Source organism: Cellulomonas marina (assembly GCF_900111925.1).
Classification (GTDB): Bacteria; Actinomycetota; Actinomycetes; order Actinomycetales; family Cellulomonadaceae; genus Cellulomonas; species Cellulomonas marina.
Map to the genome: position 1 here is coordinate 185,365 of NZ_FOKA01000005.1, position 12,159 is coordinate 197,523.

Here is a 12,159-nt window from a genome sequence, read left to right on the forward strand (position 1 = left end):
AGTGAGGACAGGTCCCCATGGGAATCCGTAAGTACAAGCCGACGACGCCGGGCCGCCGTGGCTCGTCGGTCGCCGACTTCGTCGAGATCACGCGCTCGCAGCCGGAGAAGTCGCTCGTCCGCCCGCTGAGCAAGTCCGGTGGTCGCAACTCGACCGGCCGCATCACCACCCGGCACAAGGGTGGCGGCCACAAGCGCGCCTACCGCGTCATCGACTTCCGTCGCCACGACAAGGACGGCGTGCCGGCCACGGTCGCGCACATCGAGTACGACCCCAACCGCACGGCGCGCATCGCGCTCCTGCACTACGCGGACGGCGAGAAGCGCTACATCATCGCGCCGAACAAGCTCGGCCAGGGCGACCGCGTCGAGGCCGGTGCCGGGGCGGACATCAAGCCCGGCAACAACCTGCCGCTGCGCAACATCCCCACCGGTACGGTCATCCACGCGATCGAGCTGCGGCCCGGCGGCGGCGCGAAGATCGCCCGCTCGGCCGGCACCTCGGTGCAGCTCGTGGCCAAGGACGGGCCCTACGCGCAGCTGCGCATGCCCTCCGGTGAGATCCGCAACGTCGACGCGCGCTGCCGCGCGACCGTCGGCGAGGTCGGCAACGCCGAGCAGTCGAACATCAACTGGGGCAAGGCCGGCCGCATGCGCTGGAAGGGCAAGCGCCCGACCGTCCGTGGTGTCGCCATGAACCCGATCGACCACCCGCACGGTGGTGGTGAGGGCAAGACCTCCGGTGGTCGTCACCCGGTGAGCCCCTGGGGCCAGCCGGAGGGTCGCACCCGCCGTCCGAACAAGCCGAGCGACAAGCTCATCGTGCGTCGTCGGCGCACCGGCAAGAAGCGCTGAGGAGTCCGCAGATGCCACGCAGCCTGAAGAAGGGGCCGTTCGTCGACGGCCACCTCCAGAAGAAGGTCGACGTCCAGAACGAGACGGGCGGCAAGAACGTCATCAAGACGTGGTCGCGCCGCTCGGTCATCACGCCGGACTTCCTCGGCCACACCTTCGCGGTGCACGACGGCCGCAAGCACACGCCGGTGTTCGTCACCGAGGCGATGGTCGGCCACAAGCTCGGCGAGTTCGCCCCCACGCGGACGTTCCGCGGCCACGAGAAGGACGACCGGAAGGGCCGTCGCCGCTGACCCCGGTCAGCAGCGACGCCTGACGGCAGAGACAGAAGGCAGGACAGCAATGGAAGCCAAGGCGAAGGCGCGGTTCGTCCGCGTCACGCCCCAGAAGGCCCGGCGCGTCGTGGACCTCGTCCGTGGCAAGGGGGCCGGCGAGGCCGTCGCGACGCTGAAGTTCGCGCCGCAGGCCGCGGGGGAGACCGTCCTCAAGGTGGTCGAGTCCGCGATCGCCAACGCCCGGCAGACCGCCGCGCGCGACAACGAGCGGTTCGACGAGAGCGCGCTCTACGTCGCCGAGGCGTTCGTCGACGAGGGCCCGACCATGAAGCGGTTCCGTCCGCGCGCCCAGGGGCGTGCCGGCCGGATCCTCAAGCGCACGAGTCACATCACCGTCGTCGTCGCCACGCGCGAGCCGGCCGGTGCGAAGGCCACCACCAAGGGAGGGACCCGCTAGTGGGACAGAAGGTCAACCCGCTCGGGTACCGCCTGGGCATCACCACCGACCACCGGTCGCGCTGGTTCGCCGACTCGACCAAGGCCGGGCAGCGGTACCGCGACTACGTCCGCGAGGACGTCCAGATCCGCAAGCTCATGAGCACGGGCCTGGAGCGCGCCGGCATCGCCAAGGTCGAGATCGAGCGCACCCGTGACCGCGTCCGCGTGGACATCCACACGGCGCGCCCGGGCATCGTCATCGGCCGCCGCGGCGCCGAGGCCGACCGCATCCGCGGGGAGCTCGAGAAGCTCACCGGCAAGCAGGTGCAGCTGAACATCCTCGAGGTCAAGAACGCCGAGATCGAGGCCCAGCTCGTCGCCCAGGGCATCGCGGAGCAGCTCGCCAGCCGCGTGTCCTTCCGTCGCGCCATGCGCAAGGGCATCCAGTCGGCGCAGCGCGCCGGCGCCAAGGGCGTCCGGGTGCAGGTCTCCGGCCGCCTCGGCGGTGCGGAGATGAGCCGCACGGAGTTCTACCGCGAGGGGCGCGTGCCGCTGCACACGCTGCGCGCGAACATCGACTACGGCTTCTTCGAGGCCCGCACGACCTTCGGCCGCATCGGCGTGAAGGTCTGGGTCTACAAGGGCGACATGACCGAGCGCGAGTTCGCGGCCCAGCAGGCCACGCAGGCTCCGCGCCAGGCGCGTGGACCCCGGGGCGACCGTCCCGAGCGCGGCGGCGACCGCGGCCCCCGCACGGGTGCCCCGCGTCGCGAGCGCACGGACGCCCCCGAGGCCGCGCCCGCCGACTCCGCCCCCGCGGCGCCGGCGACCGAGACCGGAAGGGAGGCCTGAGCCGTGCTGATCCCCCGGCGGCTGAAGCACCGCAAGCAGCACCACCCCGGGCGCTCCGGCGCCGCCACGGGTGGCACCGCGATCTCGTTCGGCGAGTACGGCATCCAGGCCCTCGAGCCCGCCTACGTCACGAACCGGCAGATCGAGGCCGCCCGTATCGCCATGACCCGCCACATCAAGCGTGGTGGGAAGGTCTGGATCAACATCTACCCGGACCGTCCCCTCACGAAGAAGCCCGCCGAGACCCGCATGGGCTCCGGCAAGGGCTCGCCCGAGTGGTGGATCGCCAACGTCAAGCCCGGCCGCGTCATGTTCGAGCTGGCCGGCGTCCCGGAGCCCCTGGCGCGCGAGGCCATGCGCCGCGCGCAGCACAAGCTCCCGATGAAGACCCGTTTCGTGGTCCGCGAGGGTGGTAACTGATGGTCATCGGAACCAAGGACCTGGCTCCCACGGAGCTGGACGGGTTCGACGACGAGAAGCTGGTCGCCGAGCTGAAGAAGGCCAAGGAGGAGCTGTTCAACCTCCGCTTCCAGTCGGCGACCGGCCAGCTCGAGAGCCACGGGCGGCTCAAGGCCGTGCGTCGCGACATCGCGCGGATCTACACGATCCTGCGCGAGCGCGAGCTCGGCATCCGGACCGCCCCCAGCGTGAGCGAGTGAGGCTGACATGACGACCGAGAACGAGACGGCCGGCGGCACGCCCGTCGCCGAGCACCGTCCCTACCGCAAGACCCGCCGCGGCTACGTCGTGTCGGACAAGATGGACAAGACCGTCGTGGTCGAGGTCGAGGACCGGGTCAAGCACCCGCTCTACGGCAAGGTGCTGCGGCGGACGAGCAAGGTCAAGGCCCACGACGAGGTCAACACGGCCGGCGTCGGGGACCTCGTCCTCATCATGGAGACCCGGCCGCTGTCCGCCACCAAGCGGTGGCGCGTGGTCGAGGTCATCGAGAAGGCGAAGTGACCTCTCCCCACCAGGGGAGGTGACCGCAGGCCGCCCGGTCGTGTACGATCGGGCGGTTTGCGTTTCACGCAAGCACACCCAGTTGCCCACGGGCGCGGGCGGCAGCACACGGACGGCACCAGCGGGTGCCGGCGCTGCCGCCCGCGCGTCGTGTGCATGACGGCAACGACGTCCGACCAGGCTCGGCCCGCGCGCACCCGTGCGATCGGTCCGCAGAACCCGTCGGACGACAGGAGCAGCAATGATCCAGCAGGAGTCGCGACTGCGTGTCGCCGACAACACGGGTGCCAAGGAGATCCTCTGCATCCGTGTCCTCGGCGGCTCCGGTCGCCGGTACGCGGGCATCGGCGACGTCATCGTCGCCACCGTGAAGGACGCCATCCCCGGCGGCAACGTGAAGAAGGGCGACGTCGTCAAGGCGGTCGTCGTGCGCACCCGCAAGGAGCGCCGCCGTCCGGACGGCTCGTACATCAAGTTCGACGAGAACGCCGCCGTGATCCTCAAGAACGACGGGGAGCCGCGCGGCACGCGCATCTTCGGCCCCGTCGGCCGCGAGCTGCGCGACAAGAAGTTCATGCGGATCATCTCGCTGGCGCCGGAGGTGCTCTGACCATGGCGAAGATCAAGAAGGGCGACCTCGTCGTCGTCATCTCGGGTCGCGACAAGAAGAAGCAGGGTCGTGTCCTCGAGGTCCTCCCGGAGACGCAGCGCGTCGTCGTCGAGGGCGTGCAGCGCGTGCAGAAGCACGTCAAGGCCGGCCAGACGTCGCGCGGGACGCGCACGGGTGGCATCGAGACGGTCGAGGCGCCGATCCACATCTCCAACGTGATGCTGGTCGACCCGGAGACGAAGAAGGGCACCCGCGTCGGGTACCGCACCGAGCAGGTCGAGCGCGACGGTCGCACCCGCACCGTCCGGGTCCGCGTGGCCAAGCGCTCCGGGAAGGACGTCTGATGTCGCAGACCACCGTCGAGGCCCCGGCCCTGCCGCGCCTCAAGACGCGCTACAACTCGGAGATCCGTCAGGCTCTCCACCAGCAGTTCGGCCACGAGAACGTGAACCAGGTCGCGCGCCTGGTCAAGGTCGTCGTGAACATGGGCGTGGGCGAGGCCGCGAAGGACTCCAAGCTCATCGAGGGCGCCATCCGCGACCTCACGCTCATCACCGGCCAGAAGCCGCAGGTCACGAAGGCCCGCAAGTCCATCGCGCAGTTCAAGCTCCGCGAGGGCATGCCGATCGGCGCGCACGTCACGCTGCGCGGCGACCGTGCGTGGGAGTTCCTGGACCGCCTGCTGTCGACGGCTCTGCCGCGCATCCGCGACTTCCGCGGCCTGTCGCCGCAGCAGTTCGACGGCCACGGCAACTACACCTTCGGCCTCGTGGAGCAGTCCGTGTTCCACGAGATCGACCAGGACAAGATCGACCGCGTCCGCGGCATGGACATCACGGTCGTCACCACCGCGACGACGGACGACGAGGGCCGCGCGTTCCTCAAGCTCCTCGGCTTCCCGTTCAAGGAGAACTGAGCATGGCCAAGACCGCCCTGATCAACAAGGCCGCGGGCAAGCAGAAGTTCGCCGTCCGCGCCTACACCCGCTGCCAGCGCTGCGGCCGCCCGCACTCCGTGTACCGCAAGTTCGGCCTGTGCCGGATCTGCGTGCGCGACATGGCGCACCGCGGCGAGCTGCCCGGCGTCACCAAGAGCTCCTGGTAACACCCCACGAGCGTCGGTAGGTCCGTGCCGGCGTCAGGCGCCGCAGCCCCGGCTGCGGCGTCCGGCGCCGGGCGGATACCCCGGCGAGAGAGGGCTGAGGCCCCCGCATGACCATGACCGACCCGATCGCCGACTTCCTCACGCGGATCCGGAACGCGAACTCCGCGCACCACGACACGGTGACGATCCCGTACTCGAAGCTGAAGTCGCACATCGCCGAGATCCTCCAGGCCGAGGGCTACATCGCCGGCTGGAGCGTCGAGGACGCCACCGTCGGCAAGAACCTGACGGTGACCCTGAAGTACGGCCCCCACCGCGAGCGTGCGCTCGCCGGCGTCAAGCGCGTGTCCAAGCCGGGCCTGCGCGTGTACGCCAAGTCGACCAACCTGCCGAAGGTCCTCGGCGGCCTGGGCGTGGCCATCCTGTCCACGTCCTCGGGCCTCCTGACGGACAAGCAGGCCGCCAAGAAGGGCGTGGGTGGGGAAGTCCTCGCCTACGTCTGGTAAGCCCGGGACGGAAGGAGAACAGCCATGTCTCGAATCGGCAGGATCCCCGTCGCGGTGCCGGCGGGTGTCGACATCAGCATCGACGGTCCGCAGGTGACCGTGAAGGGCCCCAAGGGGCAGCTCACGCACACGGTGCCCGCACCTCTCCAGGTCGAGCGGGGCGAGGACGGCACGCTGGTCGTCACGCGTCCCGACGACGAGCGGCTCGCGAAGTCGCTGCACGGCCTGACCCGGACCCTCCTCGCGAACCTCGTCACCGGGGTCACGGAGGGCTACACGAAGAAGCTCGAGATCGTCGGCACCGGGTACCGCGTGCAGGCGAAGGGCACGGACCTCGAGTTCGCCCTCGGCTTCTCGCACCCGGTCGTCGTCACGCCGCCGGAGGGCATCACCTTCGCGGTCGAGGCGCCGACGCGGTTCTCGGTGCAGGGCATCGACAAGCAGCAGGTGGGCGAGGTCGCCGCGAACATCCGCAAGATCCGCAAGCCCGAGCCCTACAAGGGCAAGGGCGTGCGCTACGCGGGCGAGAACGTGCGCCGCAAGGTCGGAAAGGCGGGCAAGTAGGCCATGGCCATCACCATCAAGGGCAAGGGCAAGTCCATCTCCCGGCAGCGCCGCCACCTCCGGCTGCGCAAGAAGGTCGTCGGCTCCGCCGCGCGGCCGCGCCTGGTCGTCACCCGGTCCGCCCGGCACATCACGGCGCAGGTCGTGGACGACGCGATCGGACGCACGCTGGCCTCCGCCTCGACCCTCGAGGCCGACCTGCGGGTCGCCACCGAGGACAAGACGGGCAAGGCCCGGCGGGTCGGCGCCCTCGTCGCCGAGCGCGCCAAGGCCGCCGGCATCGACGCGGTCGTCTTCGACCGTGGCGGGAACAAGTACCACGGTCGTGTGGCCGCGGTGGCCGACGGCGCTCGCGAGGGCGGTCTGGCCCTGTGAGCGCGTCGACGCATCTGTCCTCGAACGTGAAGAAGAGGTTCATCTGATGGCTGCTCCTCAGCGCAGCAACACCGGCGCCGGCGGCGCCGGGACCGGCGCCGGCGGCAACGACCGCGGCGGCCGTGACGGCGGCCGCGGCGGGCGCAACGACGCCGAGAAGAGCGCGTTCCTCGAGCGCGTCGTGACGATCAACCGCGTCGCCAAGGTCGTCAAGGGCGGCCGTCGCTTCAGCTTCACCGCGCTCGTCGTGGTCGGCGACGGCGACGGGACCGTGGGTGTCGGCTACGGCAAGGCCAAGGAGGTGCCCGCGGCGATCGCCAAGGGTGTCGAGGAGGCGAAGAAGAACTTCTTCCGCGTCCCCCGCATCCAGGGCACCATCCCGCACCCCGTCCAGGGTGAGGCCGCCGCGGGCGTCGTCTTCCTGCGCCCCGCCTCGCCGGGTACCGGCGTGATCGCCGGTGGTCCGGTCCGCGCGGTGCTGGAGTGCGCCGGCATCCACGACGTGCTGAGCAAGTCGCTCGGCTCGTCGAACTCGATCAACATCGTGCACGCGACGGTCGAGGCCCTGCGCGGCCTCGAGGAGCCGGCCGCCGTGGCGGCGCGTCGTGGCCTCGCGCTCGAGGACGTCGTCCCGGCCCCGCTGCTGCGGGCCCAGGCCGCCGGCATCGCCGCGAAGAGCGCCGAGAAGGTGGGTGCCTGATGGCTCGTCTGAAGGTCACGCAGAAGAAGTCCGCCATCGGCGGCAAGCAGAACCAGCGCGACACCCTGCGCACGCTGGGCCTGAAGCGGATCGGCGACGTCGTCGTCAAGGAGGACCGCCCCGAGATCCGCGGCATGGTCCAGACCGTGACGCACCTCGTCGCGGTCGAGGAGGTCGACTGACCATGGCTGACGAGAAGAAGGCCGAGCAGGCGGCGGGGCGCACCCCGTCGGCCGGCGGCACGCTGAAGGTGCACCACCTGCGTCCGGCGCCGGGGGCCAAGACCCCCAAGACGCGCGTCGGCCGCGGTGAGGCGTCCAAGGGCAAGACCGCCGGGCGTGGCACCAAGGGCACCAAGGCGCGCTACCAGGTGCCCGGTGCCTTCGAGGGCGGGCAGATGCCGCTGCACATGCGGCTGCCCAAGCTCCGCGGGTTCAAGAACCCGTTCCGCACCGAGTACCAGGTCGTCAACCTCGACCGCCTGTCGGCCCTGTACCCGCAGGGCGGCGAGGTCACGATCGAGGGCCTCGTGGCCAAGGGCGCGGTCCGCAAGGGCCAGCCGGTCAAGGTGCTCGGCACGGGCGAGGTGACGGTGCCCCTCGTGGTCACCGTGGACGCCTACTCCGCCACGGCGATCGAGAAGATCACCGCCGCCGGCGGCAGCGTCGCCCAGCAGGGCTGACCCGCACGACACAGCAGGACCGGACGGGGCCGGTGGGAGCTCGCATCCCACCGGCCCCGTCCGGCGTCCCGGGGGGCATCGGTTAGGGTTCCCCCCGGACTCGCAGCGCCGTTGGCCCGCCGCGAGAGCGACCCGGCCGGGGGACCGGCTGCACGACACGCCGCCCCGGCGGCTCAGGAGGACTGGTGCTCAGCGCATTCGCGAGGGCGTTCCGCACGCCCGACCTGCGGCGCAAGCTGCTCTTCACGATCGGCATCATGGTCGTGTTCCGCGTCGGCTCGTTCCTGCCGACGCCGGGCGTGTCCTACCCGAACGTCCAGGCCTGCATCGACCAGGTGGGCAACGACTCCAGCCTGCTCGGGCTGGTCAACCTCTTCAGCGGCGGTGCGCTGCTGCAGCTGTCGGTCTTCGCGCTGGGGATCATGCCGTACATCACGGCGAGCATCATCATCCAGCTGCTGCGCGTGGTGATCCCGCGCTTCGAGGAGCTGCACAAGGAGGGGCAGTCCGGCACCGCGAAGCTCACGCAGTACACGCGGTACCTGACGATCGCGCTGGCGGTGCTGCAGTCGACGACGATCATCACCGTGGCGCGCAGCGGCCAGCTCTTCGCCGGCTGCACGCTCGACGTCATCCCGGACTCCAGCGTCGTGACGCTGCTCGTCATGGTCATCACGATGACCGCGGGCACCGGCCTCATCATGTGGCTCGGCGAGCTCATCACGGAGCGCGGCATCGGCAACGGCATGTCCCTGCTGATCTTCACCTCGATCGCGGCGACGTTCCCCACGGCGATGTGGTCCATCGCCGGCGGCGCCGGCGGCATCGGCAAGTTCATCATCGTGCTGGCCGTCATCGTCCTGGTGATCGCGCTGGTCGTCTTCGTCGAGCAGAGCCAGCGCCGCATCCCGGTGCAGTACGCCAAGCGCATGGTCGGCCGGCGCATGTACGGCGGGTCGAGCACCTACATCCCCATCAAGCTGAACATGTCGGGCGTCATCCCGATCATCTTCGCCTCGTCGCTGCTGCAGATCCCGACGCTCGCGGCGCAGTTCGGGGACCAGACGTCGGGCTGGGTGCAGTGGGTCAGCCTGAACCTCGCGCCCTCCGACGCGGGGCTGCACATCGCGCTGTACGTGCTGCTCATCATCTTCTTCTGCTACTTCTACACGGCGATCACGTTCAACCCCGACGAGGTCGCCGACAACATGAAGCGCTACGGCGGCTTCATCCCCGGCATCCGTGCGGGTCGTCCGACGGCCGAGTACCTCGACTACGTGATCACGCGCATCACCGCGCCGGGGTCGCTGTACCTCGCGGCGGTCGCGCTGATCCCGACGGTCGTGTTCATCCTCCTGGGGATCAACGCCGCCACGATCCCGTTCGGCGGCTCGTCCATCCTCATCATCGTCGGGGTGGGCCTGGAGACCGTGAAGCAGATCCAGTCCCAGCTCGAGCAGCGGCACTACGAAGGGTTCCTCCGATGAGCGCTCGCCTCGTCCTCCTCGGCCCGCCCGGCGCGGGCAAGGGCACCCAGGCGGCTCGCCTCGCCGAGCGGCTGGGCGTCCCGGCCATCTCCACCGGCGACATCTTCCGCGCGAACATCAAGGGCGGCACGGAGCTGGGCCGCACCGCCCAGGCCTACACGGCCCGCGGCGAGCTGGTGCCGGACGAGGTCACGAACGCCATGGTGCGCGACCGCCTGGGCGAGGACGACGCGCGCGAGGGCTTCCTCCTCGACGGCTACCCGCGCAACGTGGCCCAGGTGCGCGAGCTCGACGAGATCCTCGCCGCGACCGGCCGCACGCTGGACCTCGCGGTCGAGATCACCGCGAACGCGGACGTCGTCGTGGCGCGGCTGCTGCAGCGCGCGCAGATCGAGGGCCGCGAGGACGACACCGAGGACGTCGTGCGGCACCGCCTCGCGGTCTACGCGGAGCAGACAGCACCCGTGGCCGGCGTCTACGCCGAGCGCGGGGCGCTGGTCCAGGTGGACGGCATCGGCGAGGTCGACGAGGTGACGGGGCGCCTTCTGGGCGCGATCGGCACGCTCGCCGGCTGACGGCGGGGACGGACCGCAGGTGTTCGGCCGCGAGAAGATCGAGCTGAAGACGCCCGACGAGGTGCGCCTCATGCGTCGCGCCGGCCTCGTCGTCGCCGACGCGCTGGACGCGGTGCTGGCGCACGCCGCACCGGGCGTGACGACCGCCGAGCTGGACGCCGTCGCCGCCGAGGTCATCGCGGCGACGGGCGCGACGCCGTCGTTCCTCGGGTACCTCGACTACCCGGCGACGATCTGCGTGTCGGTCAACGACGAGGTCGTGCACGGCATCCCCGGTCCGCGCGTGCTGGCCGAGGGCGACGTGCTCAGCGTCGACTGCGGGGCCGTCGTCGAGGGGTGGCACGGGGACGCCGCACGGACGCGGGTCGTCGGAACGGCCGACCCGGCCGACGCCGAGCTGGTGGCCACCGGGGAGGACGCGCTCTGGGCGGGCATCGCGGCGCTGGCCGGCGGTGAGCGGCTCGGCGCCGTCGGCGAGGCCGTCGAGACGGTCGTCGAGCTGGCCGCGACGGCCGGCCGCAACGGCGGGCAGCCCTACGGGATCGTCGAGGAGTACGTCGGGCACGGCATCGGGCGCGCCATGCACCAGCCGCCGGACGTGCTCAACTACCGGGCCCGTGACAAGGGGCCGCGCCTGCGCCCGGGCATGTGCCTGGCCATCGAGCCGATGCTCGTGCGGGGCGCCCGGTACACGCGGACGCTCGACGACGAGTGGACGGTCGTGACCGAGGACGGCTCCCGCGCGGTGCACTGGGAGCACACGGTGGCGCTGCTGCCCGGCGGCGTGTGGGTGCTCACGGCCCGCGACGGGGGAGCGGACCGGCTCGCGGCGCTCGGCGTCCGGGTCGTCCCGCTCTGACGGTCCCGGCTCCGGGGCGGGTCCTGCCGACCCGTTTCGCGCTCGTGCCATCGTGCCGTACGATGGTCCGTCGGGTGCGTGCGCCCTGCGTGCGTCCGGGAGGACGGTCGGCCCCGTGCCGGCGCCTCCCGCACGGGCCGGGCCCCGCCGTCCGGTCGTCGGGCCATGTCGGTCCGGCACCGGGTTGGGCACCACCCTCCTCGGACCGTCCAGCCACCGCACCTGCGGGGGCCGTCGCGGTGCGCGGACCAGGAGTCGTCACAGAGTTAGCGGAGGACATGGCGAAGAAGGACGGTGTCATCGAGATCGAGGGCGCTGTGGTCGAGGCACTGCCGAACGCGATGTTCCGCGTGGAGCTGGCCAACGGCCACAAGGTGCTCGCCCACATCTCGGGCAAGATGCGCCAGCACTACATCCGGATCCTCCCCGAGGACCGGGTCGTGGTCGAGCTGAGCCCGTACGACCTGTCCCGCGGGCGCATCGTCTACCGCTACAAGTAACCCACCACGACGAGAACGCCGTCTGCCCCGCCCTCGCGGGGCGTCACGGCGGCGAAGGACGAACCGCCATGAAGGTCAAGCCCAGCGTCAAGAAGATCTGCGACAAGTGCAAGGTGATCCGTCGCCACGGCCGCGTCCAGGTCATCTGCGAGAACCTGCGGCACAAGCAGCGCCAGGGCTGATCCCCGGCGCCGCCCGACGGTCGCGGCCCTGACGGGGCACGCGCCGTCGTCGCAGCACGTCAGACCCGGCCCGCGAGGGCCGGCCAGCGCATCGCCTCACCGGTGCCGCCCCGCCTGCGCGCGGGTGCGCGCCGGTGCACCCCCGGTCGGAGGCCGGGGCCCGCGGACCGCGGGACGGCGGTGCGGAAGACCTCCGCGCAGTTCCAGGAGTTCCCTGCACATGGCACGTCTCATCGGCGTCGACCTCCCCCGCGAGAAGCGGCTCGAGATCGCGCTCACCTACATCTTCGGCGTCGGGCGCACGCGTGCGGCCGAGACGCTCGCGGCCACCGGGATCAGCGGCGACGTCCGCGTCAAGGACCTCGGCGAGGCCGAGCTGGTCGCGCTCCGCGACCACCTCGAGGGCAGCTACAAGCTCGAGGGCGACCTGCGCCGCGAGGTCGCCGCCGACATCCGCCGCAAGGTGGAGATCGGCACCTACGAGGGCCTGCGGCACCGTCGCGGCCTGCCGGTGCGCGGTCAGCGCACCAAGACCAACGCGCGCACCCGCAAGGGCCCGAAGCGCACCGTCGCCGGCAAGAAGAAGGCCGGGCGCAAGTAGCCCGCCCGCGCGGGTCCCCGACCCGCGTGCCG

The 12,159-nt window shown here is 71.2% G+C and carries 23 protein-coding genes; all 23 read left to right on the forward strand.

Annotation, left to right across the window (positions count from 1 at the left end; translation table 11 throughout):
- Nucleotides 1-17: 17 nt before the first annotated feature.
- The 23 genes from rplB to rpsM all read left to right on the forward strand — a co-directional run bounded on the left by rplB (nucleotide 18) and on the right by rpsM (nucleotide 12,127).
- Entirely contained in the window at nucleotides 18-854 is an 837-nt protein-coding gene (gene rplB, locus BM048_RS07380; protein WP_090031914.1) for a 50S ribosomal protein L2, read from the forward strand.
- An 11-nt stretch (nucleotides 855-865) separates the two neighbouring features.
- On the forward strand, nucleotides 866-1,147 hold the full coding sequence (rpsS, locus tag BM048_RS07385; RefSeq protein WP_090031916.1) for a 30S ribosomal protein S19: 282 nt from the start codon (nucleotides 866-868) through the stop codon (nucleotides 1,145-1,147).
- Nucleotides 1,148-1,196: 49 nt separating this feature from the next.
- On the forward strand, nucleotides 1,197-1,586 hold the full coding sequence (gene rplV / locus BM048_RS07390) for a 50S ribosomal protein L22 (protein ID WP_090031918.1): 390 nt from the start codon (nucleotides 1,197-1,199) through the stop codon (nucleotides 1,584-1,586).
- Nucleotides 1,586-2,419: a 30S ribosomal protein S3 gene (gene rpsC, locus BM048_RS07395; protein WP_090031920.1), complete on the forward strand. Its 834-nt coding sequence runs from the start codon at nucleotides 1,586-1,588 to the stop codon at nucleotides 2,417-2,419. The genes rplV and rpsC overlap by 1 nt, the downstream gene beginning before the upstream one ends.
- Before the next feature lie 3 nt (nucleotides 2,420-2,422).
- Nucleotides 2,423-2,839 (forward strand): 50S ribosomal protein L16, encoded by a 417-nt coding sequence (rplP, locus tag BM048_RS07400; protein WP_013882863.1) that lies wholly within the window; start codon nucleotides 2,423-2,425, stop codon nucleotides 2,837-2,839.
- A complete protein-coding gene (gene rpmC, locus BM048_RS07405; RefSeq protein ID WP_090031922.1) occupies nucleotides 2,839-3,078 on the forward strand; it encodes a 50S ribosomal protein L29 in 240 nt (79 codons plus the stop codon). Before rplP ends, rpmC begins: the two co-directional genes overlap by 1 nt.
- A 7-nt stretch (nucleotides 3,079-3,085) precedes the next feature.
- Nucleotides 3,086-3,382 (forward strand): 30S ribosomal protein S17, encoded by a 297-nt coding sequence (gene rpsQ / locus BM048_RS07410; protein WP_090031924.1) that lies wholly within the window; start codon nucleotides 3,086-3,088, stop codon nucleotides 3,380-3,382.
- Between the two features lie 241 nt (nucleotides 3,383-3,623).
- Nucleotides 3,624-3,992 (forward strand): 50S ribosomal protein L14, encoded by a 369-nt coding sequence (gene rplN / locus BM048_RS07415; protein ID WP_090031927.1) that lies wholly within the window; start codon nucleotides 3,624-3,626, stop codon nucleotides 3,990-3,992.
- 2 nt (nucleotides 3,993-3,994) lie between these two features.
- Nucleotides 3,995-4,336, forward strand: a complete 342-nt coding sequence (gene rplX / locus BM048_RS07420; protein WP_090031929.1) for a 50S ribosomal protein L24 — start codon at nucleotides 3,995-3,997, stop codon at nucleotides 4,334-4,336.
- The gene (rplE, locus tag BM048_RS07425) at nucleotides 4,336-4,908 is read left to right on the forward strand and encodes a 50S ribosomal protein L5 (RefSeq protein WP_090031931.1); all 573 of its coding nucleotides are present in this window, start codon (nucleotides 4,336-4,338) and stop codon (nucleotides 4,906-4,908) included. Before rplX ends, rplE begins: the two co-directional genes overlap by 1 nt.
- A 2-nt stretch (nucleotides 4,909-4,910) precedes the next feature.
- On the forward strand, nucleotides 4,911-5,096 hold the full coding sequence (locus BM048_RS07430; RefSeq protein ID WP_090031933.1) for a type Z 30S ribosomal protein S14: 186 nt from the start codon (nucleotides 4,911-4,913) through the stop codon (nucleotides 5,094-5,096).
- Between the two features lie 107 nt (nucleotides 5,097-5,203).
- Nucleotides 5,204-5,602: a 30S ribosomal protein S8 gene (gene rpsH / locus BM048_RS07435; RefSeq protein WP_090031935.1), complete on the forward strand. Its 399-nt coding sequence runs from the start codon at nucleotides 5,204-5,206 to the stop codon at nucleotides 5,600-5,602.
- 24 nt (nucleotides 5,603-5,626) lie between these two features.
- Nucleotides 5,627-6,166: a 50S ribosomal protein L6 gene (gene rplF, locus BM048_RS07440; protein WP_090031937.1), complete on the forward strand. Its 540-nt coding sequence runs from the start codon at nucleotides 5,627-5,629 to the stop codon at nucleotides 6,164-6,166.
- Nucleotides 6,167-6,169: 3 nt separating this feature from the next.
- Nucleotides 6,170-6,541, forward strand: coding sequence for a 50S ribosomal protein L18 (gene rplR / locus BM048_RS07445; RefSeq protein ID WP_090031940.1), 372 nt, complete (start codon nucleotides 6,170-6,172; stop codon nucleotides 6,539-6,541).
- Nucleotides 6,542-6,587: 46 nt separating this feature from the next.
- Nucleotides 6,588-7,241, forward strand: coding sequence for a 30S ribosomal protein S5 (gene rpsE / locus BM048_RS07450; RefSeq protein ID WP_090031942.1), 654 nt, complete (start codon nucleotides 6,588-6,590; stop codon nucleotides 7,239-7,241).
- Nucleotides 7,241-7,423: a 50S ribosomal protein L30 gene (gene rpmD / locus BM048_RS07455; RefSeq protein WP_090031944.1), complete on the forward strand. Its 183-nt coding sequence runs from the start codon at nucleotides 7,241-7,243 to the stop codon at nucleotides 7,421-7,423. Before rpsE ends, rpmD begins: the two co-directional genes overlap by 1 nt.
- Nucleotides 7,424-7,425: 2 nt before the next feature.
- Nucleotides 7,426-7,923: a 50S ribosomal protein L15 gene (rplO, locus tag BM048_RS07460; protein ID WP_090031946.1), complete on the forward strand. Its 498-nt coding sequence runs from the start codon at nucleotides 7,426-7,428 to the stop codon at nucleotides 7,921-7,923.
- A gap of 185 nt (nucleotides 7,924-8,108) precedes the next feature.
- Nucleotides 8,109-9,410: a preprotein translocase subunit SecY gene (gene secY, locus BM048_RS07465; protein WP_090031948.1), complete on the forward strand. Its 1,302-nt coding sequence runs from the start codon at nucleotides 8,109-8,111 to the stop codon at nucleotides 9,408-9,410.
- Entirely contained in the window at nucleotides 9,407-9,985 is a 579-nt protein-coding gene (locus BM048_RS07470; protein WP_090031950.1) for an adenylate kinase, read from the forward strand. The genes secY and BM048_RS07470 overlap by 4 nt, the downstream gene beginning before the upstream one ends.
- Nucleotides 9,986-10,004: 19 nt before the next feature.
- On the forward strand, nucleotides 10,005-10,844 hold the full coding sequence (gene map / locus BM048_RS07475; RefSeq protein WP_090031951.1) for a type I methionyl aminopeptidase: 840 nt from the start codon (nucleotides 10,005-10,007) through the stop codon (nucleotides 10,842-10,844).
- Between the two features lie 278 nt (nucleotides 10,845-11,122).
- Nucleotides 11,123-11,344 carry a translation initiation factor IF-1 gene (gene infA / locus BM048_RS07480; protein WP_090031952.1) on the forward strand — a complete coding sequence of 74 codons (222 nt, stop codon included), beginning with the start codon at nucleotides 11,123-11,125 and terminating at the stop codon, nucleotides 11,342-11,344.
- Between the two features lie 68 nt (nucleotides 11,345-11,412).
- Nucleotides 11,413-11,526, forward strand: coding sequence for a 50S ribosomal protein L36 (rpmJ, locus tag BM048_RS07485; protein ID WP_013117849.1), 114 nt, complete (start codon nucleotides 11,413-11,415; stop codon nucleotides 11,524-11,526).
- A gap of 220 nt (nucleotides 11,527-11,746) precedes the next feature.
- Complete coding sequence (gene rpsM, locus BM048_RS07490; RefSeq protein ID WP_090031954.1) at nucleotides 11,747-12,127, forward strand: 30S ribosomal protein S13; 381 nt, start codon at nucleotides 11,747-11,749, stop codon at nucleotides 12,125-12,127.
- The last annotated feature ends 32 nt before the right edge of the window (nucleotides 12,128-12,159 follow it).